22 protein-coding genes are annotated in these 21,463 nt (G+C 66.8%); 5 read left to right on the top strand and 17 right to left on the bottom strand.

Annotated features, from left to right (window positions below):
* Nucleotides 1-6: 6 nt before the first annotated feature.
* Together secG and tpiA are read right to left on the bottom strand one after the other, a co-directional pair.
* Nucleotides 7-411, bottom strand: a complete 405-nt coding sequence (gene secG / locus EGK63_RS04850) for a preprotein translocase subunit SecG (protein ID WP_223850708.1) — start codon at nt 409-411, stop codon at nt 7-9.
* A gap of 89 nt (nt 412-500) precedes the next feature.
* On the bottom strand, nt 501-1,250 hold the full coding sequence (gene tpiA, locus EGK63_RS04845) for a triose-phosphate isomerase (protein ID WP_125900180.1): 750 nt from the start codon (nt 1,248-1,250) through the stop codon (nt 501-503).
* 131 nt (nt 1,251-1,381) lie between these two features.
* Here tpiA and EGK63_RS04840 point away from each other — a divergent pair, with 131 nt between their 5' ends.
* Complete coding sequence (locus EGK63_RS04840; RefSeq protein ID WP_125900179.1) at nt 1,382-3,313, top strand: peptidylprolyl isomerase; 1,932 nt, start codon at nt 1,382-1,384, stop codon at nt 3,311-3,313.
* Nucleotides 3,313-4,836 (top strand): anthranilate synthase component I, encoded by a 1,524-nt coding sequence (trpE, locus tag EGK63_RS04835; RefSeq protein ID WP_125900178.1) that lies wholly within the window; start codon nt 3,313-3,315, stop codon nt 4,834-4,836. Before EGK63_RS04840 ends, trpE begins: the two co-directional genes overlap by 1 nt.
* Here the strand turns inward: trpE and EGK63_RS04830 are convergent.
* Nucleotides 4,833-5,021 (bottom strand): hypothetical protein, encoded by a 189-nt coding sequence (locus EGK63_RS04830; RefSeq protein WP_125900177.1) that lies wholly within the window; start codon nt 5,019-5,021, stop codon nt 4,833-4,835. The two genes, trpE and EGK63_RS04830, sit on opposite strands and share 4 nt — an antisense overlap.
* A 123-nt stretch (nt 5,022-5,144) precedes the next feature.
* Between EGK63_RS04830 and EGK63_RS04825 the strand changes: the two genes are divergently transcribed.
* Genes EGK63_RS04825 through trpC form a run of 3 tightly spaced genes read left to right on the top strand, consistent with a single transcriptional unit; the run spans nt 5,145 to nt 7,572 of the window.
* Complete coding sequence (locus EGK63_RS04825) at nt 5,145-5,735, top strand: aminodeoxychorismate/anthranilate synthase component II (RefSeq protein WP_125900176.1); 591 nt, start codon at nt 5,145-5,147, stop codon at nt 5,733-5,735.
* Complete coding sequence (trpD, locus tag EGK63_RS04820) at nt 5,732-6,769, top strand: anthranilate phosphoribosyltransferase (protein ID WP_243637588.1); 1,038 nt, start codon at nt 5,732-5,734, stop codon at nt 6,767-6,769. Before EGK63_RS04825 ends, trpD begins: the two co-directional genes overlap by 4 nt.
* Nucleotides 6,769-7,572 (top strand): indole-3-glycerol phosphate synthase TrpC, encoded by an 804-nt coding sequence (trpC, locus tag EGK63_RS04815; RefSeq protein WP_125900174.1) that lies wholly within the window; start codon nt 6,769-6,771, stop codon nt 7,570-7,572. The genes trpD and trpC overlap by 1 nt, the downstream gene beginning before the upstream one ends.
* Nucleotides 7,573-7,626: 54 nt before the next feature.
* On the opposite strand, the gene lpxB is transcribed toward trpC, so the two are convergent.
* From lpxB to tsf, 14 genes are all read right to left on the bottom strand, one after another.
* Nucleotides 7,627-8,793, bottom strand: a complete 1,167-nt coding sequence (gene lpxB / locus EGK63_RS04810; RefSeq protein ID WP_125900173.1) for a lipid-A-disaccharide synthase — start codon at nt 8,791-8,793, stop codon at nt 7,627-7,629.
* Nucleotides 8,790-9,629: an LpxI family protein gene (locus EGK63_RS04805; RefSeq protein WP_125900172.1), complete on the bottom strand. Its 840-nt coding sequence runs from the start codon at nt 9,627-9,629 to the stop codon at nt 8,790-8,792. Before EGK63_RS04805 ends, lpxB begins: the two co-directional genes overlap by 4 nt.
* Nucleotides 9,626-10,414, bottom strand: a complete 789-nt coding sequence (gene lpxA, locus EGK63_RS04800) for an acyl-ACP--UDP-N-acetylglucosamine O-acyltransferase (protein WP_125900171.1) — start codon at nt 10,412-10,414, stop codon at nt 9,626-9,628. The genes EGK63_RS04805 and lpxA overlap by 4 nt, the downstream gene beginning before the upstream one ends.
* The gene (fabZ, locus tag EGK63_RS04795) at nt 10,411-10,875 is read right to left on the bottom strand and encodes a 3-hydroxyacyl-ACP dehydratase FabZ (RefSeq protein ID WP_121483203.1); all 465 of its coding nucleotides are present in this window, start codon (nt 10,873-10,875) and stop codon (nt 10,411-10,413) included. The genes lpxA and fabZ overlap by 4 nt, the downstream gene beginning before the upstream one ends.
* Nucleotides 10,872-11,891, bottom strand: a complete 1,020-nt coding sequence (gene lpxD / locus EGK63_RS04790) for a UDP-3-O-(3-hydroxymyristoyl)glucosamine N-acyltransferase (protein ID WP_125900170.1) — start codon at nt 11,889-11,891, stop codon at nt 10,872-10,874. The genes fabZ and lpxD overlap by 4 nt, the downstream gene beginning before the upstream one ends.
* A gap of 8 nt (nt 11,892-11,899) precedes the next feature.
* Nucleotides 11,900-12,484 (bottom strand): OmpH family outer membrane protein, encoded by a 585-nt coding sequence (locus EGK63_RS04785; protein ID WP_125900169.1) that lies wholly within the window; start codon nt 12,482-12,484, stop codon nt 11,900-11,902.
* A 34-nt stretch (nt 12,485-12,518) separates the two neighbouring features.
* Nucleotides 12,519-14,924: an outer membrane protein assembly factor BamA gene (gene bamA / locus EGK63_RS04780; RefSeq protein ID WP_243637577.1), complete on the bottom strand. Its 2,406-nt coding sequence runs from the start codon at nt 14,922-14,924 to the stop codon at nt 12,519-12,521.
* A 53-nt stretch (nt 14,925-14,977) separates the two neighbouring features.
* Nucleotides 14,978-16,195, bottom strand: a complete 1,218-nt coding sequence (locus tag EGK63_RS04775; protein ID WP_125900167.1) for an RIP metalloprotease — start codon at nt 16,193-16,195, stop codon at nt 14,978-14,980.
* 24 nt (nt 16,196-16,219) lie between these two features.
* Complete coding sequence (gene dxr, locus EGK63_RS04770; protein ID WP_125900166.1) at nt 16,220-17,416, bottom strand: 1-deoxy-D-xylulose-5-phosphate reductoisomerase; 1,197 nt, start codon at nt 17,414-17,416, stop codon at nt 16,220-16,222.
* Nucleotides 17,413-18,231, bottom strand: a complete 819-nt coding sequence (locus tag EGK63_RS04765) for a phosphatidate cytidylyltransferase (protein WP_125900165.1) — start codon at nt 18,229-18,231, stop codon at nt 17,413-17,415. The genes dxr and EGK63_RS04765 overlap by 4 nt, the downstream gene beginning before the upstream one ends.
* A 1-nt stretch (nt 18,232) precedes the next feature.
* A complete protein-coding gene (gene uppS / locus EGK63_RS04760) occupies nt 18,233-18,991 on the bottom strand; it encodes a polyprenyl diphosphate synthase (RefSeq protein ID WP_125900164.1) in 759 nt (252 codons plus the stop codon).
* Between the two features lie 33 nt (nt 18,992-19,024).
* Nucleotides 19,025-19,582, bottom strand: coding sequence for a ribosome recycling factor (gene frr / locus EGK63_RS04755; RefSeq protein WP_125900163.1), 558 nt, complete (start codon nt 19,580-19,582; stop codon nt 19,025-19,027).
* A gap of 40 nt (nt 19,583-19,622) precedes the next feature.
* Nucleotides 19,623-20,360 (bottom strand): UMP kinase, encoded by a 738-nt coding sequence (gene pyrH, locus EGK63_RS04750; RefSeq protein ID WP_125900162.1) that lies wholly within the window; start codon nt 20,358-20,360, stop codon nt 19,623-19,625.
* A 138-nt stretch (nt 20,361-20,498) separates the two neighbouring features.
* The gene (gene tsf, locus EGK63_RS04745; protein WP_125900161.1) at nt 20,499-21,437 is read right to left on the bottom strand and encodes a translation elongation factor Ts; all 939 of its coding nucleotides are present in this window, start codon (nt 21,435-21,437) and stop codon (nt 20,499-20,501) included.
* Nucleotides 21,438-21,463 lie beyond the last annotated feature (26 nt).

Below are 21,463 nucleotides of genomic sequence, written 5' to 3'. Positions count from 1 at the left end.
ACGCCCTTATTGGGCGGGCGCGCCCTGGCCGGCCGGCAGGCTGGCTTCCAGATCGTCCAGCGACGGGGCGGCCGGAGCGGCCGGGGTCGCCGGTGCGGCTTCAGGCGTAGCCGGAGCCGTCTGCTGCGGCTGGTCCACGGCGATGGAGCCGACGGCGTCAGCGTCGATCACCGAACGCGAACCGCGCGCATAGTTGCCCGCGATCGTCAGGCCGATGGCGCAAACGAAGAAGGCGATCGCCAGGATCGACGTGGTGCGGGTCAGCAGATTGCCTGCCCCGCGCGCCGTCATGAAGCCCGAAGGACCGCCGCCCATGCCCAGGGCGCCGCCCTCGGAACGTTGCAGCAGGATCACGGCCGACAGGGCGACCGAGATCAGGATCATGGCGACGAGCAGAATGGTCTGGAGCATGGCGTCATTCATGTGGGCGCAGAAGCGCGCCGATCAAGCGGCCGCCTCTAACATTGATGGAGGTTTCGGGCAAACGCTCAGGCGCGCGGTCAAACCGCGCGGATGATGCCCAGAAAGTCTTCGGCCTTCAGCGAGGCGCCGCCGACCAGGGCGCCGCCGACCTCGGCCACCGCCAGGATCTCCCTGGCGTTCGACGGCTTGACCGAGCCGCCGTACAGGATCGGGGCGACGCGGCCGCCCTCGCCCAGCTTGGCGACCATGGCGGCGCGCACGGCGGCGTGGACTTCCTCGATCTGCTCCAGCGTCGGCGTCAGGCCGGTGCCGATGGCCCAGACCGGCTCATAGGCGACGGCGAAGGCCTTGCCCGCCAGCGAGGCCGGAAGCGAACCGGCGACCTGACGGCTGACGACCTCGACCGCCTGCCCGGCTTCGCGTTCCTGCAGCGTCTCGCCGATGCAGATGATAGGCTCCAGACCGGCGACCAGGGCGGCTTCGACCTTGGCGGCGACATCGGCGTCGGTCTCGCCGAATCCGGCGCGGCGCTCCGAGTGGCCGAGAATCACCAGACCCGCGCCCGCATCGCGAACCATCTCGGCCGAGACCGATCCGGTGTAGGCGCCCGAGGTTTCAGCGTGGCAGTCCTGCCCGCCGATCTCGACGACGCCGCCCTTCAGCGCCTGGGCCATGCGGTCGATCAAGGTGGCGGGCGGGCACAGGGCCACGCGACAGGCCGCAGCCTGCTCCTTCAGCGCCTTCTCGAGGGTTTCAGCCTCGGCCAGGCTCGCGCCCAGGCCGTTCATTTTCCAGTTGCCGGCGACCAGCTTCACAGATTGTTTCATGCGGCCTGTCTAGTGGCGACGGCGGCGGAAGCCAAGATGTCGTCAAGCCTCACTTGCGGCGGCGGCCCTGCACCCCCTATACGCGACCCTTGGCGCCCTTTCGACGCCGGCCCTCGTCAGGTTCTTCTTAGATGATCACGCACTTCCGCAACTTCGCCAAGTCCAAGTGGGCTGGGGGCCTGTTCGCCCTGATCATCCTCAGCTTCCTGGTGGTCGGCGCTCAATCCGATATCTTTGCCAGCCTGGGACCGCGTCACATCATCAGCGCCGGCGACCGCAGCGTCGATTCCATGCAGTTCCGTAATGATTTCGAGCGCGTGCGCGCCAATCTTCAGGAACAGGCCGGCCGCCCCGTCAGCTATGACGACATGGTCAAGGAAAACCTGCACGTTCAATATCTGGAGAGCCAGACCCAGCGCTTGGGCTTCCTAGACTGGGCCTATAAGGCGGGGATCCGTCCCGGAAAAGAGTTGGTCTTGGCCCAGATTCGCAAGATTCCGGCCTTCTTCAATCAGATCACTGGCCAATTTGATCAGGAACTGTACGCCCAGGCTCTGGCCCAGCAAAACCTGACCTCGCAGATGCTGGAAGACGATCTGCGCGACCAGTACGTCACCGCCCACGTCGGCTCGGCTGTCTTCGCCGGCCTGCAAGCACCGCGTGTTTACGCCGCCCTGCTGGCGGGCCAGGCGCTGGAAACGCGCGACGGCCGCTGGTTCTCGGTCACTCAGGACATGGCCGGTCGCGCGGGCGCACCGACCGACGCCCAACTGACCGCCTTCATGAAGGAAAACGAGGCGCGTCTGCGCAGCCCCGAATTCCGCATGATCTCCCTGGTGCTGTTCACGCCGGGCCCGAACGACCCGCGCCCGACCGTCACCGAAGAACAGATTCAAGAGCGCTATGAGTTCCGCAAGGCCGCTCTGGCTGACCCGGAAAAGCGCACCTTCGTCACCCTGACCGTTCCGACCAAGGAAGCCGCCGACAAGATCGCCGCCGACCTGCGCGCCGGCAAGGCTCCGGCCGAGGTCGCCAAGGCCAACAACATCCAGCTGGGCGACTACAAGGGCACGCCGCAAGCCGCCGTGGGCGACCCCGCCGTCGGCGCCGCCGTGTTCGGCCTGGCCGTCGACCAGGTTTCAGCCCCGATCCAGGGCCGCCTGGGCTTCACCGTCGCCAAGCTGGCCGCCATTCAGGCCGGTCAGGCCGTGACGCTGGAAAGCGCCCGCCCCGCCCTGACCCAGGAGCTTCAGGCCGAGGCCGTCAAGGCCGCGACCTACGCCAAGGTCGAGCAGTTCGAGAAGGCCCGTCAGGAAGGCAAGAACCTGGCCGACGCCGCCACGGCCGCCAAGGCCCGCGTCATCCAGCTGCCGCCCTTCACCCAGCAGGGCCAACTGCCCGACGGCCAGCCGATGAACGCCCCGCGCCAGGTTCTGGAAAGCGCCTACGCCCTGACCAAGGGCGGCGAGAGCGACGTGATCGACGCCGGCGACGGTCAGTATTTCGCCGTCCGCCTGGACGACATCCGCCCGTCGGCCCTGCCGACGCTGGACGAAGTGCGCGCCCCGCTGAGCCAGCAGTGGACCCTGCGTGAGAACGCTCGCCTGCTGTCGGCCAAGGCCGAGCAACTGGCCGGCCGCGTCCGCGCCGGCGAGGACATCGCCAAGGTGGCCGCCGAGGCCGGAGCCCCGCTGACGGTCCGCACCGGCGTGCAGCAGAGCCGCGAGTCGCAGGCCCAGGTCGGCGACGGCGTGCTGCGCGGCCTGTTCGGTCAGAGCAAGGGCCAGGTCTTCTCCGACGCCCAGTCGCAGACCGCCTTTGTGGTCGGCCGCGTTGACGCCATCCACGCGGCGACGCCCGTCCTGGCCGCGCCGCTTGCTGAGCAGGCGCGCCCGCGTCTGACCGAAGAACTGGCCAACACCCTGGCTGACCGCACGATCGCCGCCGCCGCCTTGCGCACCAAGTCGCGCAACGACCCGGCCCTGGCCCTGCAAGCCCTGGGCGTGGAGGCTGCGGCCGCTGCGCCCGCGGCCCCGGCTGCGCCCGCTCCCGCCAAGAAGTAATGCACGAAGAACGCGACGCCTTCATCGCCGGTCTGACGGCGGGCCGCCCTCAGGTTCTGGTCCGCCGCCTGGTCGATGATCTGGAGACCCCCGTCTCGGCCTTCCTGAAGGTCGGGCACGGGCGGCGTTACGCCAGTCTGTTCGAGTCGGTCGAGGGCGGCGCCGTCAACGGCCGCTACTCCTTCGTCACCTTGTCGCCGGACGTGGTCTGGCGCTGCCGGGACGGCAAGGCCGAGATCGCGCGCGGCGTCGACGTTCTGTCCGACGCTTTCACGCCCGAAGACCGGCCCGCGCTGGAATCCCTGCGCGCCCTGATCGCGGCGACCAAGTTCGACCTGCCGGCCGATCTGCCGCCGATGGCCGCTGGACTGTTCGGCGTGTTCGGCTACGACATGGTGCGCCTGCTGGAGCCGCTGGGCGCCGCAAATCCCGATCCGCTGGACCTGTCCGACGCCGTCATGGCGCGCCCGGCCCTGGTCGCCATCTTCGATTCGGTGAAGCACGAGATCGTCCTGATCGCCGCCGCCTATCCGGACACCGCAAGCGATCCAGTCCAGGCCTACGCCGCCGCCGAGGCCCGTCTGGAGGATTTCGAGGACCGCCTGCGTGGCCCCCTGCCGATCCAGCGCGAAGTCGAGCCGGTTCCCGCGCCCGCCTTCCACTCCGACGTCGATGAAGCCGCCTTCGGCCGCATGGTCGCGCGGGCCAAGGACTACATCGCCGCCGGCGACATCTTCCAGGTCGTGCTGGCGCACCGCTTCTCGGCGCCGTGGAGCCAGGATCCGTTCGCCTTCTACCGCTCGCTGCGTCGCGGCAACCCGTCGCCCTACCTGTTCTTCCTCGACTATGTGGACTTCCAACTGGCTGGATCCAGCCCGGAAATCCTGGTCCGGCTGAAGGATGGGCGCGTCACCATCCGCCCGCTGGCGGGCACCCGCCCGCGCGGCGCCACGACCGACCAGGACAAGGCGCTGGAAGTCGAACTGCTGGCCGATCCCAAGGAGCGGGCCGAGCATCTGATGCTGCTGGACCTGGGCCGCAACGACGTGGGCCGCGTCTCCAAGCCCGGCTCGGTCGAGGTCACGGAAAGCTTCGTGGTCGAGCGCTACAGCCAGGTCATGCACATCGTCTCCAATGTGAACGGCGCGGTTGATCCCAAGCTGGACGCAGTGGACACGCTTCTGGCCGCCCTGCCCGCCGGCACGCTTTCGGGCGCGCCCAAGGTGCGGGCGATGGAGGTCATCGACGAGCTTGAGACCGAAAAACGCGGCGTCGGCTACGGCGGCGGCGTGGGTTATATCTCGGCCAATGGCGAAGCGGACATCTGCATCGTCCTGCGCACCGCCATGTTCGCGAAAGGCCAGATCTTCGTCCAGGCCGGCGCCGGCGTCGTCGCCGACAGCGATCCGGCCGCCGAATATGCTGAAACCCTGGCCAAGGCTCGCGCGCCGATGAAGGCGGCTGCGGACGCGTGGCGTTTCACCGCGACCACTCGCGGCCAGGGCGCCGGCGGATCAGTCTAAGGATTGGAAACCGTGGAACCCTGGTCGAACGATACGCCGGGGCCTGCGACCATAGTCCCCGCCAATAGAACCGCCGTCATGGCGGCGAAGGCGGCTGCGGCAAGCAGGCGCAGGGGTTTCGGTTGTTCCGCCGGGGCCTCGTTCAACAGGGCGCGGGCGTCGCGAATGGCTTCGATAGGGTTCAAGACGGATTTCTTCCGATGGCGATGCTCCTGTATCGCCCGGACAGCTTAACGTCCGCTTTCAATCGGCCCGCTTGCCTTCCATGTTGGGACCGCCCTGCCTCCCCGTACCAAGAAGCCTTCGCCATGATCCTCGTCGTCGATAACTACGACAGCTTCACCTACAACCTCGTCCACTACCTCGCGGAGCTGGGCGCCCAGACGCACGTCGTCCGCAACGACGACCTGACCGTCGAAGAGGCCTGGGCGCTGAAGCCCGAGGCCGTTTTGTTGTCCCCCGGCCCCTGCGCGCCCGATCAGGCGGGCATCTGCCTGTCGCTGATCGAGACGGCCGCCGAAACCATGCCCATCTTCGGCGTCTGCCTGGGGCACCAGTCGATCGGCCAGGCCTTCGGCGGCGAAGTGGTTCGCGCCAAGACCCTGATGCACGGCAAGACCTCGCCCATCCTGCACGAAGGACGCGGCGTGTTCGGCGGCCTGCCCTCGCCGTTTACGGCGACGCGCTATCACTCGCTGGCCGTGCGCCGCGAGACCTTGCCCGACGTGCTGGAAGTCACCGCCTGGACCGAGGACGGCGAGATCATGGGCCTATCGCATCGCACCCGACCGATCCACGGCGTCCAGTTCCACCCGGAATCCATCGCCACCCAGCACGGCCACGCGATGATCGCCAACTTCCTCGACCTGGCGGGCGTCAAACGATTGGCGACCATCTGATGGACAGCATCAAGCCTCTGCTGGCCAAGCTGGTCGACGGACAGGTGCTGAACCTGGATGAGGCCAAGGCCTTCTTCTCCGCCTGCCTGCGCGGCGAACCGACCCCGTCACAGGTCGCGGCCGCCGTGACGGCCCTGCGCATCCGAGGCGAGACGGTGGACGAGATCGTCGCCTTCGCCAGCGCCATGCGCGACGCCGCCCGGTCTCTGGATCACCCGTTCGAACAGGTCATCGACACCTGCGGCACCGGCGGCGACGGCCGGCACACCTACAACGTCTCGACGGCGGCCTCCTTCGTCCTGGCGGGCGCGGGGCTGAAGGTCGCCAAGCACGGCAACCGCGCCGTCAGCTCCAAGTCCGGCTCGTCCGACGTTCTGGCCGCGCTGGGCGTCAATCTGGACGCCACGCCCGCCCAGCAGGCGCGGGCGCTGGATCAGGCGGGCATCGCCTTCCTGTTCGCCCCGACCTACCACGGGGCCATGCGCCACGTCGGGCCGGTGCGCGGCGAGATCGGCTTCCGCACCGTGTTCAACCTGCTGGGGCCGCTTTGCAATCCGGCGGGCGCGACGCATCAGGTCATGGGCGTCTATGACCCGGCCCTGCTGGAGCCGCTAGCTGAAGTGCTGGGCCGACTGGGCGCCAAGCGAGCCTGGACCGTCAACGGTCAGGGTCTGGACGAACTGACCACCACAGGCCCCACCGAGGTGGCCGAATGGAAGGACGGCGCCGTGCGCCGCTTCACCGTCACGCCCGCCGACGCCGGCCTGCCGCTGGCGACGATGGACGACCTGCGCGGCGGCGACGCCGATCATAACGCCGCCGCCCTGACCGCCCTGCTGGCGGGCGAGCGCGGGCCCTACCGCGACATCGTCCTGCTGAACGCCGCCGCCGCCCTGGTGGTGGCCGGACGGGCCGAAGACCTGAAATCGGGCGCCGAACTGGCCGCGGCCGTCATCGACGACGGCCGCGCCGCCGCCGCCCTGGCTGAACTGGTGCGCGTCTCCCACGCGCCGATCGAAGACGAGGACGCCTGATGAGCGACGTTCTGGACCGCATCGCCGCCTACAAGCGCGAGGATGTCGCCGCCCGCAAGGCCGCCGTTTCGCTAGACGCCATCGAGGCCCGCGCCCGCGAGGCCTCCGCTCCGCGCGGCTTCCGCGCCGCCCTGGCTGACCGTTTCTCCGAAACCGGCCGCCCGGCCCTGATCGCCGAGATCAAGAAGGCCAGCCCGTCCAAGGGTCTGATCCGCGCCGACTTCGACCCGCCCGCCCTCGCTCAAGCCTATGAGCGCGGCGGGGCCTCCTGCCTCTCCGTCCTGACCGACGGCCCCAGTTTTCAGGGTGACGACGCCTATCTGACGACCGCGCGCGCGGCGGTCGCCCTGCCCTGCCTGCGCAAGGACTTCCTGGTCGATCCGTGGCAAGTGGCCGAGAGCCGGGCGTTGGGCGCCGATTGCATCCTGATCATCATGGACATGGTGGACGACGCCCTGGCCGCAGACCTGCTGGCTGAGACGACCCGCTGGGGCATGGACGCCCTGATCGAGACGCACGACACGGACGAAATGGCGCGCGCCGCCCGGCTGGTTCAAGGCCGCGACGACGCCCTGATCGGCGTCAACAACCGCTCGCTGCGCACCTTCGAGGTCGATCTGGCGACGACGGAGCAACTGGCGGCGCGGAGCCCCGAGAGCGCCCTGCTGGTCGCCGAAAGCGGCCTGTTCACGCCGCAGGACGTAGCGCGCGTGACCGACGCCGGCGCCCGCGCCCTGCTGGTTGGCGAAAGCCTGATGCGTCAGGCGGATGTCGAAGCGGCCACGCGAGCCTTGCTGGCCTAAGCTTCCCACTTACCGCTCATCCCGGCGGATGCCGGAATGAGCGGGGTGTGGGGATCAGCCCGCCTTCGCCGCGATCACCCGTAGCACGGCATCGGCCGCCAGTTCCGACGGGTCCGGCCCGCCGCGCCCCATCAGATTCAGCGCCTCGGTCTGGCGACGCGCCTGATCGGCCGCCGCCTCGGGATCGGCCAGCAGCCGCCCGACCGCTTTCGCCAAAGCCTGCGGCGTCGCCTCATGCTGGATGAACTCCGGCGCGATGGCTTCGTCGGCGGCGATGTTGAACAGGGTGATGTGCTTGGCCGTCACCAGCCGCTTCATCAGGGCGTAGCTCAACCCGTCGATCTTATAGGCGATGACCATCGGCGCGCCCGCCAGCGCCAGTTCGGTCGAGACCGTGCCGCTGGTCGCCAGGGCGGCGTTGGCGGCCTTCATGGCGTCGTACTTGTCGGCTTCCTGCACGACATGGGCGCGGAACGGCCAGGCGGCGACCCGGCCCGCCACATCGGCGGCCACCGTGCCCGCCGCGACGACGGCCACCTCCAGCCCCGGAATCTGGGCCTTCAGTTGTTTGACCGCCTGCTCATAGACAGGCGTCATGCGCGTGATCTCGCTGGGGCGGCTGCCCGGCAGGACCAGCAGCAGCGGCGCGTCCGCCGCAATCCCGCGCGCCGCGCGAAAACGGGCGCCGTCGGCCCCCGCCATGTCGACGTGCAGCGCCTGAGACCCCACAACCGTCGTCGGCAGACCCGCCTTCTCGAACCACGGCGCATCCAGCGCATAGAGGGCCAACAGGTGATCCACCGCGCCCGCCAGCGTCTTGGCCCGGCCCGGCCGCGAAGCCCAGACCTGCGGTCCGACGTATTTGATCAGCGGCGTCTTCGGCGAGGCCGCGCGGATCGCCTGGGCCACGCGGATGGTGAAGCCCCAGCTGTCGATCAGCACTACGGCGTCCGGCTTTTCCGCCGCCGCCAGCGCCGCCGTCTCGGCCACCCGCTTCCTGACCCGGCCATAGGCCTTAAGGCCCTCGATCCAGCCCAGGATCGACAGTTCAGCGATATCGAAGGGACTGGCGACTCCCTCGGCCGCCATCTTGGGGCCGCCCACGCCGACGAAGACCACGTCCTTGCCCAGCCGCGCCTTCAACGCCCGCGCCAGCCCGGCGCCCAGCGCATCGCCCGACGCCTCGGCCGCCACCAGCATGACCTTCAACGGACGGCTCATCGCGGCTCTCCCCAGACGAACAGGCCCAAACGGTCGGCCGCCTCGACCAGACCTGCGTGGTCGATGACGATCAGCCGTCCCTCGAACCCGCCGATCCCGGCCAGACCCGCAGCGGCGGCCAGTTCGACCGTCGTTGGTCCGATAACGGGCATGTCGACGCGCAGATCCTGGATCGGCTTGGGCGCCTTGCCCAGCGCGCCGCGCGCAAAGCCGGGCGAACCGCGCAGGTCGGCCGGCAGGCCCGCCACGCGCCGCAGCATCTCGTCCGTGCCTTCCTGCGCCTCGACCGCCAGCACGAGGCCGTCGCAGACGACCGCGCCTTGACCGATATCCAGTTCGCCTGATTTTTCAGCGACGTGCAGCGCCTTCTTCAGGTCTGCCAGCTGCTCGTCGGTCGGCGTCACGCGGCCCAGCGCGCCCGCCGCCAGCATCTCGCCGCCCAAAATGTCGTCTGCGCCTTCGACGGCAAAACCTTCATCCTCGAACACCGACAGGATCTTGCGCAGCAGGGCGTCGTCGCCCTTGGACGCCGCCGCGATAATGCCGGGCAGCAGGGACGCGCCCTTCAGATCGGGCTTCAACGTCTTGAAGTCCGGGCGGTTGACGTAGCCCGCCAGACAGACCGCGCGGCAGCCTTCGGCGCGCATGGCCTTCACGATCCTGCCGATCTCGGCCATGCCGAAGTCCTGCCCCGGCCAGCGGTGCAGGTGGGCGTCGGCGAAGCCCTTCAGGCGGATGATGAAGACCTCGCGCCCCTCGGCCTCGCAGCGCTGGGCGACGCGGATGGGCAGATCGCCTGAACCCGCGATCAGGGCCAGCTTGGGCGCGGTCGTCATTCCGCGTCCGGCAGGCACAGCGGGCGCTTGCCGCCGTCACGGATGAATGACGTGATCTCCATGATCTCGGGCAGGTCGGCGTAGGCCTGCTCCATCCGGTCCAGACGCTCGGCGAAGACGCCTTCGCCCTCGAACAGGTCGCGATAGGCAGCCAACAGGCGGCGCACCGCGTCCTTGCCGTAACCCTTGCGCTTCAGCCCGATCAGGTTGAGGCCGTGCAGGCTGGCGTGATTGCCCCAAACCGAGCCGTAAGGGATGACGTCGCGCGTCACGGCGGCCAGACCGCCGACGATGGCGCCCTGCCCCACCCGGCCGTTCTGGTGGATAGCGCACAGGCCGCCGAGGAACACCCTGTCGCCGACATGGACGTGACCGCCCAGGGTGGCGTTGTTGGCCATGGTGACGCTGTCGCCGACCACGCAGTCGTGGCCGACGTGGGCGCCGGTCATGAACAGGTTGTTCGAGCCGACGCGAGTGACGCCCGTTCCTTGAGGCGTGCCCCGGTTGAAGGTGCAGTGCTCGCGGATCAGGTTGTTCTCGCCGATCTCCAGCCGCACCTGCTCGCCCTTGTATCCGCCGTGCTGCGGATCGCCGCCGATGACGGCGAAGGGGTGGATCGTCGTGTTCGCGCCGACGCTGGTGTCCTGCTGGATCACCACATGGCTGACCAGACGCACGCCGGAGGCCAGCGCCACGCCCGGCCCGACGGTGCAGAACGGGCCGATCTCGACGCCGTCCGCCAGGGTCGCCGAGGCGTCGACGACGGCGGTCGGGTGGATGGTCACTGGGCAGGCTCCGCCACGGTCACGACCATGGCCATGAACTCGGCCTCAGCCGCCAGCTTGCCGTCGATGAAGGTCTCGCCGCGGAACTTATAGGCATCGCCGCGCGCCTTGATCACCTTGACCTCCATGCGCAGCTGGTCGCCCGGGCGGGCGGGCTTGCGGAAGCGCACGCCGTCGATCGACATGAACATGATGACCTTGTCGGCCACCGCCACGTCCAGCGACTTGGACATCAGCAGGGCGCCCGTCTGGGCCATGGCCTCGACGATCAGCACGCCGGGCATGACCGGGTCGATCGGGAAGTGACCGGGGAAGAAGGGTTCGTTGTGAGTGACGTTCTTGATGCCGACGATCGAGGTCGCCGCCACAAAATCCTCGGCCTTGTCGACCAGCAGGAAGGGATAGCGGTGCGGCAGGCGACGCATCACCTCGGCATAGTCGATCTTGTTGTCTTCGCTCATTCTTTCACTTCCTTCGCGCCCTTCTTCTGGGACGCCTGTTTGGACAGCCACACCGTCTCGCGCAAGAATTGGCGCAGGGGCTTGGCGGGATAGCCGGACCAGATCTCGCCCGGCGGAATGTCAGCCAACACGCCGCCGCCGGCCGCGACGCGCGCGCCTTCGCCGATGGTGATGTGGTCGCCCACGCCCGCCCGGCCGCCGAAGATGCAGTTGTCGCCGCTGGTGACCGAGCCCGAGATGCCGGTGTGCGCCGCCATCAGATTGTTGCGGCCAATGACGCAGTTGTGGCCGATCATGACCAGATTATCGATCTTGGTGTTCTCGCCGATGACGGTGTCGTCATAGGCGCCGCGATCGATGCAGGAGTTGGCCCCGACCGTCACCCCGTCCTGCAGGATGACGCGGCCCAGTTGCGGAATATCCACCGGTCCGGCCTTGGATCCAGCGGCGCCGAAGCCCGCCTCGCCGATCCGCGCGCCCGCCAGCAGCTTCACCCGGTCGCCCAGCAGGGCGAAGCCGACGGTGACGCCGGAACTGATCAGACAGTCGCGGCCGATCTGGACGCCCGGCCCAATGACCGTGTTGGCGCCGATGCGGCTGCCGCGACCGATGCGGACGCCCTCGCCCAGGATAGCGCCGGGCTCGACCACGACCGTGTCGTCCTCGGCGGCCTCGGCGGCGGTGATGGCGCGATCCAGACGGATCGGTCGGTGCAACAGGGCCGAAGCCCGCGCCCAGGCGGCCTGCGCTTCTCCGGAGACGATGACGGCGGCGTCAGCCGGCGCCGCATCCACGGCCGAGGCCGGTACGATCACGCACCCGGCCTTCGTCTCAGCTAGCGCTGCGGCAAACTTGCGGTCGCCCAGAAACGCAATCGCGCCCCGGTCCGCACTGGACAGGGGCGCGACGGCCGAGACGATGACCTCGCCGCCCCGGACCACCTCCCCGCCGATGTGCTCGGCGAGGGCGGCGACCGTCAGGGACGACAGGGTCTCAAAAAACCTCGGATCGGGCATGGCCCGCCTTAGGATTGCGGCTGGGCCGGAACCGGCATGCGGTTGAAGCTCAGCGTCGGCAGTTGGGCGTTCAGGCGCTGGATGACCGTGTCCGTCACGTCCATGGCCGGGTTCAGGATGAAGACGCTCTCGCGGTCGATCATGATGCCGCAGCCCTTCTCCTGATAGACGGCGACCAGCAGGGGCTCGACCGCTTCCGAGATCTTCCGACGCTGCTCAGCCAAAGTGTAACGGAGTTCGTTTTCGCGCGTGCCTTCCAGTTGCTGGGCTTCCTGAACGCGTTGCTGCAGCGCCTGACGGCGCTGGTTCATCTGGTCAGCCGGGATGGTGGCTGCGCCTTGTTGCAGGGCCTGGACCTCGGTCTGGATAGCGGTGGCGTAAGGCTGAAGTTCGCCCTGAACTTCCTGGGCCAACTGTTCCATGCGCGTCTGGACGGCCTGGCCGGCGGTGGACTGGGCCAAGACCCGCTGGTTGAAATAGACGCAAACGCCAGGGATCACCGGGCCGGGGTTGGCCGGGCCTTGTGTCTGAGCCAGAGCGGCCGATGCGGTCAAAGAGGCGAGAGCGAAGGCGCCGAGAGCGATGAGTTTCATAATCTAAGCCTTAGTGGCGGCGATCAAGCCGCGGTTAGAACTGAGTAGAGGTCGAGAAACGGAAGGTCTCGGTCTTGTCGTAGTCTTCCTTGGACAGAACCTTCGACAGGTCGAAACGGATCGGCCCCATGGGCGAACGCCAGTGGATGCTGACACCTGCAGCCGCGCGCAGGGACAGCTCATCGACGATCCTCGGATTACGCTGCCCCGTCGCCGGATCAACCAGATAGCGGTCGTCCAACATACCGATCGTACCGAAGTCCGCAAACAGCGAAGTCTTGATGCCGTATTCTTCGGGCAGCATGTTCGGAACCGTCAGTTCGACCGTACCGATGGCGTAGAAGTTTCCGCCCAGCGCGTCAGTGGTGGTCAGGTCGCGCGCGCCCATGCCCGCCGTCTCGAAGCCACGGAAGGTATTGCCGCCCTTGAAGAAACGGTCATTGATCCGGATCGGATCGCCGTTCCAGCCGCTGACATAACCGGTCTGCCCCTGAACGCTGACCACCCAGTTCGGCCGGACGCCATAGTACCAGGACGCGTCGGCCTCGGTCTTCAGATAGTTCACGTCGCCGCCAATGCCGGCGAAGTCCTGACGCAAGGAGACGGTCCAGCCGCGCGTCGGACGGACGGGGTCGTTCAGGCGATTCACCAACAGTGTATAGCCCGCCGATGAGTTGATGAACGAACCCGCCTGGTCGCATAGCGCCGATGAACCGGCGCCGACGCCGCTGCAGTAGCCGAACGGAATGACGACCTCGTCGTCCTTCAGGAAGTAGCGCGCGCTGAACGAGGCGTAACCGTTCAACGGATAGGTGATGCGCACCCCGCCGCCGGTCGAACGATAATCGTAAGACGAGTATTTGCTCAGGTCATAGCGCATGTGGAACAGGTCAAAGCCCGCGCGAACGTCCCGCCCCAGGAACTTTGGCTCAGTGAAGCGGAAGTCGATCTGCTGACGCAGCGAGCCCCATTCGGCGCGCGCCACGACGTTCTGGCCCCGGCCGCGGAAGTTGCGCTCGGTGATGCCCAGGTTCAGCACGAAGGAGTCGACCGAACTGAAGCCCGCGCCGACCGACAGTTCGCCGGTGGGCTGCTCTTCGACGGTGACGTTGACGACCGAACGATCCGGCGCGCTGCCGCGCGTCTCTTCGATCTTGACGTCCTTAAAGAAGCCCAGGGCGCGCAGGTTGTTGCGTGAGCGTTCGACCAGGGAGCGGTTGAAGGCGTCGCCCTCGCCCACCATCAGTTCGCGGCGGATGACGCTGTCCAAGGTACGCGTGTTGCCGACCACATTGATACGGTCGATGTAAACGCGTTGTCCCTCCCGCACGTTGAAGGTCACATTGACCGTGTCCGTCTCCGGATCCGCGCGATAGGACGGATTGATTTCAACGAAGGCGTAGCCCGCCGAACCAGCGGCGAAGGTCAGGGTGTCGACCGCCGCCTGGATGCGATCGCTCTCATACAGATCGCCGGAACGAATCGGCAGCAGAAGCTGCAGGAAGTCGGCGTTCAGACGGTCGTTCTCGGTGACGACCTTGATCTCGCCGAAGTTGTAACGGTCCCCCTCGTCCACAGTCACCGTCACGCCGAAGGCGCTGTTGTCCGGCTTCAGCTCGGCGACGGATGACAGGATGCGGAAGTCATAATAGCCGCGGTTCGTATAGAATTTGCGCAGTTGTTCGCGGTCGTAGTCCAGGCGGTTCGGATCGTAGTTGTCGTTCGAGCTGAACAGGCGCCACCACGACGACTGCTTCGTCACCATGATCTGGGCCAAATCGCTGTCCGAGAACGCCTGATTACCCAGGAAGGTGATCGCCGAAATGCCCGTCTCAGGCCCTTCGTCGATCTCGAACACCACATCGACGCGGTTTTGATCCAGCTGCACCAGCTTGGGCGTGACAGTCGCGGAAATGCGGCCCGACAGGCGGTACAGTTCGACGATCTTGCCAACGTCCTCCTGCACCCGAGCACGGGTGTAGATGCCGCGCGGGCGAATTGTGACTTCGTCGCGCAGCTTCTTCTCAGCCAGAGCCTTGTTACCCTCGAAGGTCACCTGGTTGATGATCGGGTTCTCGGCGATCTCGACGATCAGGTCGCCGTTGGCCTGCAATCCCAGCTGCACGTCGGCGAACAGGCCTGTTCGCGACAAGGTGCGCACAGCCACATCGATCGTCACCGCATCGATGGTGTCGCCTGGTTGAATCGGCAGATAGGACAGGACCGTAGTCTGGTCGATACGCTGATTGCCGCGCACCACGATGCGATTGACAACGGCGCGGTCAGCCTGCGGGGGGGCTTCCTGAACCACCACGTTAGGCGTCTGTTGAGCCGTCGCCGGGGCCGGCGCCTCCTGCGCGAGAACGGGGCTCGCCAGGCCGGCGGCGAAGGTCAGGGCCAGGGCGCTGACCCCGAAGATGCGGCCACGGGTCTGGGTCATGGGGCGGCTGTCGTTTTGATTCATGCGGGATACCATCGGGGGCTGGCGTCGGCTCACGAGACGAGCCCGCCGAGGAATTTGAAGAGATTGAGTTTCTGCAGATCGTTCCAGGTCGCGAACAACATCAAACCCGCCAGCAAAGCAAGACCGACCCTGTATCCCGCTTCCTGAACCTTGGCCGCCATCGGGCGGCGCGCCACGGCTTCATAGGCGTAGAACAGCAGATGCCCTCCATCCAGAACCGGAATTGGCATCAGATTAAGAAAGCCGATTCCGACCGAAAGTATGGCGGCGAAGCTCGTCAGCGTCAGCAACAGATTGCGAACAACGGCCCATGGCTCCGGATTCGCGGCCACGGCGGCGTTGGTCAAGGCGCCTGACGCCTTGGCGATGCCCAGCGGGCCGCTGAACTGATCGCCGCTTTCACGGCCGGTGAAGATGCGCCCGATATAGGTCAGGGTAGTGTTCAGGATCGTGCCGGTTTCACGGACGCCCTGCCCCACCGCCGCAATCGGTCCGTAGCGAACGTGGCGGACTTCTTCGCGCGTCGAGCCCATCGCCAGGCCGATCCGGCCCACCGTGACCCGGCCTGCGATAGGATCATTCTCAACCCGGCGCTCGGGCGTCGCCGTCAGTTGCACGGCCCCTCCGCCTCGTTCCACGGTGAATTGAACAGGATCGCCGCTGCTGAGAGCCACGACGCGCGTCACTTCGCCCCCGTCCTTGATCAGCTTGCCGTTAACATGGGTGATCAGATCCCCCTGCTGGAACCCGGCGGCGGCGGCGGGCGATCCGGCCTGAACCTGCATGACCCGCGCCGGACGCAGCTCGACGCCCACAAGGCTGAACAACAGAGTGAAGATGAAGACGGCCAGGACGAAGTTGGCGATCGGCCCGCCCGCCACGACCAGGGCGCGCTGCCACAAAGGCTTGAAATAGAGATACTCACGCTCGGCGCCTGGCCCGTGGGTGGCGACCAGTTCCTTGCGCATGGCGTCCAGCCCGGCCCGGTCCGGCACGCCCGTGGCGTCCAAATCACCGGAGAACTTCACATATCCGCCCAGCGGCAACCAGCCGATCCGCCATTCGACGCCATGCTTGTCCGTACGAGCGAAGATCGGTCGGCCGAAACCGATAGCGAAACGATCCATCTTCACGCCAAAGGCGCGCGCGGTCAGGAAATGGCCGAGTTCATGCACTGTCACGACAAGCGTCAGCACGAGCAGGAACGGCACGACATAGGTCAGAACCTGGCTGATGACGCCTAGCATTCCGTTCGTATCTCCTGTCGGCCCTTAAGCCGCGACATTCAGCGAGGCGATGACATCGCCCGCGATCCGCCGCGCCTCCGCATCAACGGCCAAGGCCGCATCGCAGGCATCGTCGGAACCGCAAGACGCGCCCGCGCCCGCCGCCTTCTCAAGGGTGTCGGCGACGACTGCGGCAATATTGAGAAAGCCCAGCCGCCGGTCAAGGAAAGCCAGGGCCGCCACCTCATTGGCGGCGTTGAAGATGATCGGAGCCGATCCGCCCGCCGCCAACGCCTCGCGCGCCAGACGCAGCGCCGGAAAGCGTACCTCGTCCGGCGCCTCGAACGTCAGTCGCTCCAGGGCCGCCAGGTCCAGCTTGGGCGCCGGCCAGGCCAGACGGTCCGGCCAGGACAGGGCGCAGGCGATCGGCGTCCGCATGTCCGGCGCACCCATCTGGGCCAGGGTTGAACCATCCACATATTCCACAAGGCTGTGGATGATCGATTCCGGATGGACCACCACGTCGATCCGCTCGCCCGGCATGTCGAACAGATAGGCGGCCTCGATCAGTTCCAGCCCCTTGTTGGCCATGGTGGCGCTATCGACCGAGATCTTTGCGCCCATGCTCCAGTTCGGATGGGCCACGGCCTGCTCGGGAGTGATCCGCGTCATGGCCGTGCGCGGCAGGGTGCGGAACGGTCCGCCCGACGCGGTCAGCACCAATTTGGACACGCGCTCCGGCGCCCCTGCCGGAAAGACCTGGAAGATGGCCGAGTGTTCGGAATCGACCGGAATTAGTCGCCCGCCGCTGCTCTTGACCCGCTCGATCAGCGCCGGACCGCAGCAGACCAGGCTTTCCTTGTTGGCGAGGGCCAGCGTCGCGCCCGTCCCCGCCGCCGCCCAGGCTGAACGCAAACCCGCCGCTCCGACGATGGAGGCCATGATCCAGTCGGCAGGCCGTACGGCCGCCTCGACAATGGCTTCCGGCCCCGCCGCAGCCTCGACACCGGTCCCCGCCAAAGCCTCGCGCAGTTCGTTCAGGCGAGCCGGATCGGCCGTTACGGCGATACGCGGCCGCCAGCAGCGCGCCTGTTCAGCCAGACGTGCGATATTGGCGCCGCCGGTCAACGCCACGACCTCGAACCGTCCGGAACCAGCAGCTTGAGCTTGCTCCATCAGTTCCAGCGTCGAGGAACCAACCGAGCCGGTCGAGCCCAGAATCGTGACACGGCGCGTGATCATGCCGCGCGCTCCAGCAAAAGAACGATCACACGCCCCGCCGCCACGACGACCACGGCGAACATCAAGCCGTCGACACGGTCCAGAAGCCCCCCGTGTCCCGGAATGATATTACCCGCATCCTTGACCCCGAAGCGCCGTTTCAGCGCCGATTCCCACAAATCTCCCCCCATCGTGGCCAGGGCGGCGGCCAGACCGAGCATCCCTCCCCAGAACAGGTTCAGACGCCCCATGTCGAACCAACCGGCCATGGCCGCACCCGCGATCATTCCGGCTAACAGGCCTCCAATGAATCCGGACCATGTCTTGTTGGGCGAAAAGCGCGGCCACAACTTCGGCCCGCCCACGGCGCTGCCGACCAGATAGGCCAGAATGTCCGCCGACCAGGCGACGGCGAAAACCAGCACGGTCCAGTACAGCCCCTGAACCTCGTTCAGATCACGCAGCCAGATCAGCAGGATGCAGGGCCAGCCGAGGTAGAGCACCCCATAGGCCGCATCCAGCGCCGACTCTCCGCGCGTCCGCGCAAAAAGTCCCGAGGCCAGAGCGCCGAACACCATAAGGATCAACGCTAGGGAAATCTGTCCGACATGCGCTGCAATGATGGCGACGATCAGCGCCAGGGCGACACCCGTGCCGACCGAGCGCCACAGAGCAGGAGCGCTCATCCGCGCCCATTCGAACGCCAACAGGACCGCCGCCACAACGACGAGGGCGCAGAACCAGCCGCCGCCCGCCCAGGTCGCCAGCACCGCCGCCGGCGCCAACACTACGGCTGACGCCGCGCGCAGAGCGATATCCCTAGGCTTCAACGCCATGTCAGCTCACCGCCTCGCCATAAGAGGCGTTTACTGTTTCACGACCACCGTAGCGACGATCACGATTACCGAACTGGGCGATCGCATCCGCCAGGGCCTCCGCCCCATAGTCCGGCCACAGAATGTCCTGGAAGACCAGTTCAGCATAGGCCGCCTCCCATAGGAGGAAGTTCGAAAGCCGTTGCTCGCCCGAAGTCCGCACGATCAGATCAACAGGCGGGGCGCCCGCGGTGGACAGACCCGCGCCCAGCGCCCCCTCATCGACCTCGATCGCCTGCCCCGCCCTGGCCTGGTCCACCAAGCGCTGAGCGGCGTCCACCAGGTCAGCGCGGCCCCCATAGTTGAAAGCCACCTGCAGCAGGAATTTTTCATTGCCCGCCGTCTGGGACTCGGCTCGAGCGACGATGGCGGCGATGTCGTCCGGCAAACCCTTGCGACGACCCAGCACCTTCACCCGCACGCCCGCAGCGTCCAGCCGGTTCAGGTCGCTGCCGACGAAGGCGCGCACCAGGCCCATCAGATCGGAAACCTCGTCCGCCGGACGGTTCCAGTTCTCGGTTGAAAAGCCGAAAACCGTCAGGCAGCGCACGCCCAGTTCCGGCGCCGCCTTGATCGTGCGGCGCAAAGCCTGAACGCCCTCGCGGTGACCGACAGCACGAGGCAAGCCCCGACTCTGCGCCCAGCGGCCGTTACCGTCCATGATCAGGGCGACGTGACGTGGCCCCTTTTCAAGAGGCGTAGCGGCGGTCTGGGCCGACATGTGGGGAGTCCTTCCTGAGCAGATCCGACCGCGTCAGACCTGCATGATCTCGACTTCCTTGGCCTTCAAGGTCTCATCGATGCGCTTGATGGCCGCGTCGGTGTCCTTCTGGACCTCGGCCTCCATCTTCTTCTGATCATCCTGGCTGATCTCACCGGCCTTTTCAGCCTTCTTCAGCTCGTCGTTGGCGTCGCGGCGCACGTTTCGCACGGCGATCTTCTTGTCCTCGGCGTATTTGCCGGCCAGCTTGGCCAGATCCTTGCGGCGCTCTTCGGTCAGCGGCGGGATCGGAATACGCAGCGTCTGACCGTCGACGACCGGGTTCAGGCCCAGGCCCGCCGAACGGATGGCCTTCTCGACCGAAACCACCATCCCCTTGTCCCAGACGCTGACCGAGATCATGCGCGGCTCCGGCACGCTGATCGCGGCCACGGCGGTCAGCGGCGAGGTTGCGCCATAGGCCTCAACCACGACCGGCTCCAGCAGACCGGCGTTGGCGCGGCCGGTACGCAGGCCGGCGTAGTCGTCCTTCAGGGCGGCGACGGACTTGTCCATCCGGTCGCGGAAAGTCTTGAGATCGGGTTTGGCCATGACGTGTGTCCTTGGTCCTGTCGTTTGATGACGAAGCCGCTCAGGCGGCTTTGTTGGTGATGACGGTGAAGGTGCCCTCTCCCGTCAGCGCCTTCTGAATCGATCCTTCCTCGCGGATCGAGAAGACGACGATCGGAATGCCGCTGTCTCGCATCAGGGCGATGGCCGAGGCGTCCATGACGCGCAAGTCCTTGGCCAGAACCTCCTGATAGGTCAGCGTCTCATAACGCGTGGCCGTGGGGTCTTTCTTCGGATCGGCGGTATAGACGCCGTCGACGCTGGTGCCTTTCAGCAGGGCGTCGCAGCCCATCTCGGCAGCGCGCAACGCCGCGCCGGAGTCCGTGGTAAAGAAGGGCGCGCCCACCCCGGCGGCGAAGATCACCACGCGGCCCTTTTCCAGATGCCGCATCGCGCGACGGCGGATGTAGGGTTCGGCGATGGCGGCCATCGGGATCGCACTCTGGACCCGTGTATCGACGCCGATCTTCTCGAGCGCGCCCTGCATGGCCAAGGCGTTCATGATGGTCGCCAACATGCCCATGTAATCGGCGTTGGCGCGATCCATGCCGGCCGCCGCCTTGGACAGGCCGCGGAAGATGTTGCCCCCGCCGATGACCAGACAGATTTCAACCCCCTGACGCGCCACAGCGGCGACCGCGGCCGCGACCACGTCCACCGTCTTCATGTCGATGCCGTAGGACTGATCGCCCATCAGGACTTCGCCCGAGACCTTCAGCAGCACGCGCTTGTAACGAAACTCGGAGGGGGCGTCAGGCATGGGCATGGGTCCGTGGATACAGGGGTTACGCATCCGCGCGAGGTGAATCGGCGGCTCATCATAGACGAAGGGCGCGCCGGCCATCAAAGCCGAACGCGCCCTTTTGAAATTTCTTCCCTTTCGGGAAGATGTTTCGAGTTAGTTGCCGCCCGTCATCGAGGCGACTTCCGACGCGAAGTCGGGGGTTTCGACCTTCTCGACGCCTTCACCCAGGGCCAGACGGACGAAGCCGGCCAGCTTCAGCGTGGAACCCAGTTCCTTGCCGGTGTTGGCGACCAGTTGCTCGATGGTCACGTCAGGATCCATGACGAACGGCTGCTTGGACAGCACCACGTCCTTCTGGAACTTGTTGATCTGACCTTCCACGATCTTTTCGATCATGTTTTCCGGACGGCCTTCTTCCTTGGCCTTCTCGATCAGGACGGCGCGTTCTTTTTCGATCGCGGCCGGGTCCAGGTCCGAGGTGTCCAGCGCCAGCGGAGCCGTGGCCGCCACGTGCATGGCGATCTTACGGCCCACTTCACGCAGGGCCTCCTTGTCGCCGGCGCCTTCCAGGGCGACCAGCACGCCGATACGGCCTACGCTGGGCGAGACAGCGTTGTGAACGTAGGTCGAAACCACGCCCTCATCGACCGACAGGCGAGCCGCACGACGCAGCTGCATGTTTTCGCCGATGGTGGCGATCAGGTTGGTGACTTCGTCCTGAACGCTCTTGCCGTTTTCCAGGGTCGCGCCGTGGATGGCGTCGACGCCGTCGTGGTGCAGGCCCAGCTGGGCGAATTCCTTGGCCGCAGCCTGGAACAGGTCATTGCGGGCCACGAAATCGGTTTCGGCGTTGAACTCGATGGCCGAGGCGACTTCGCCCTTGCCGTCTTCACGCACGGCGACGGCCACCAGGCCCTCGGCGGCGACACGGTCGGCTTTCTTGGCGGCCTTGGACAGGCCCTTGGCGCGCAGCCAGTCGATAGCCGCGTCGATGTCGCCGTTGGTCTCAACCAGCGCCTTCTTGCAGTCCATCATGCCGACGCCCGAACGCTCGCGAAGCTCCTTCACAAGGGCGGCAGTGATCTCGGCCATGTTCTTCTCCTGAAATTCAAAATGGG

It is taken from the genome of Brevundimonas sp. 357, from assembly GCF_003938605.1.
Taxonomy (GTDB): domain Bacteria; phylum Pseudomonadota; class Alphaproteobacteria; order Caulobacterales; family Caulobacteraceae; genus Brevundimonas.
The sequence above is the reverse complement of the archived record's forward strand: the minus strand, read 5'-3'. Positions and strand labels throughout refer to the sequence as shown.

What these genes read in the sequence shown, in the direction of transcription:
- secG (WP_223850708.1), bottom strand. Translation starts at nt 411, where the DNA reads ATGCTCCAGACCATTCTGCTCGTCGCCATGATCCTGATCTCGGTCGCC.
- tpiA (WP_125900180.1), bottom strand. Translation starts at nt 1,250, where the DNA reads ATGAAACAATCTGTGAAGCTGGTCGCCGGCAACTGGAAAATGAACGGC.
- EGK63_RS04840 (WP_125900179.1), top strand. Translation starts at nt 1,382, where the DNA reads ATGATCACGCACTTCCGCAACTTCGCCAAGTCCAAGTGGGCTGGGGGC.
- trpE (WP_125900178.1), top strand. Translation starts at nt 3,313, where the DNA reads ATGCACGAAGAACGCGACGCCTTCATCGCCGGTCTGACGGCGGGCCGC.
- EGK63_RS04825 (WP_125900176.1), top strand. Translation starts at nt 5,145, where the DNA reads ATGATCCTCGTCGTCGATAACTACGACAGCTTCACCTACAACCTCGTC.
- trpC (WP_125900174.1), top strand. Translation starts at nt 6,769, where the DNA reads ATGAGCGACGTTCTGGACCGCATCGCCGCCTACAAGCGCGAGGATGTC.
- lpxB (WP_125900173.1), bottom strand. Translation starts at nt 8,793, where the DNA reads ATGAGCCGTCCGTTGAAGGTCATGCTGGTGGCGGCCGAGGCGTCGGGC.
- EGK63_RS04805 (WP_125900172.1), bottom strand. Translation starts at nt 9,629, where the DNA reads ATGACGACCGCGCCCAAGCTGGCCCTGATCGCGGGTTCAGGCGATCTG.
- fabZ (WP_121483203.1), bottom strand. Translation starts at nt 10,875, where the DNA reads ATGAGCGAAGACAACAAGATCGACTATGCCGAGGTGATGCGTCGCCTG.
- lpxD (WP_125900170.1), bottom strand. Translation starts at nt 11,891, where the DNA reads ATGCCCGATCCGAGGTTTTTTGAGACCCTGTCGTCCCTGACGGTCGCC.
- EGK63_RS04785 (WP_125900169.1), bottom strand. Translation starts at nt 12,484, where the DNA reads ATGAAACTCATCGCTCTCGGCGCCTTCGCTCTCGCCTCTTTGACCGCA.
- bamA (WP_243637577.1), bottom strand. Translation starts at nt 14,924, where the DNA reads ATGACCCAGACCCGTGGCCGCATCTTCGGGGTCAGCGCCCTGGCCCTG.
- EGK63_RS04775 (WP_125900167.1), bottom strand. Translation starts at nt 16,195, where the DNA reads ATGCTAGGCGTCATCAGCCAGGTTCTGACCTATGTCGTGCCGTTCCTG.
- dxr (WP_125900166.1), bottom strand. Translation starts at nt 17,416, where the DNA reads ATGATCACGCGCCGTGTCACGATTCTGGGCTCGACCGGCTCGGTTGGT.
- EGK63_RS04765 (WP_125900165.1), bottom strand. Translation starts at nt 18,231, where the DNA reads ATGGCGTTGAAGCCTAGGGATATCGCTCTGCGCGCGGCGTCAGCCGTA.
- uppS (WP_125900164.1), bottom strand. Translation starts at nt 18,991, where the DNA reads ATGTCGGCCCAGACCGCCGCTACGCCTCTTGAAAAGGGGCCACGTCAC.
- frr (WP_125900163.1), bottom strand. Translation starts at nt 19,582, where the DNA reads ATGGCCAAACCCGATCTCAAGACTTTCCGCGACCGGATGGACAAGTCC.
- pyrH (WP_125900162.1), bottom strand. Translation starts at nt 20,360, where the DNA reads ATGCCTGACGCCCCCTCCGAGTTTCGTTACAAGCGCGTGCTGCTGAAG.
- tsf (WP_125900161.1), bottom strand. Translation starts at nt 21,437, where the DNA reads ATGGCCGAGATCACTGCCGCCCTTGTGAAGGAGCTTCGCGAGCGTTCG.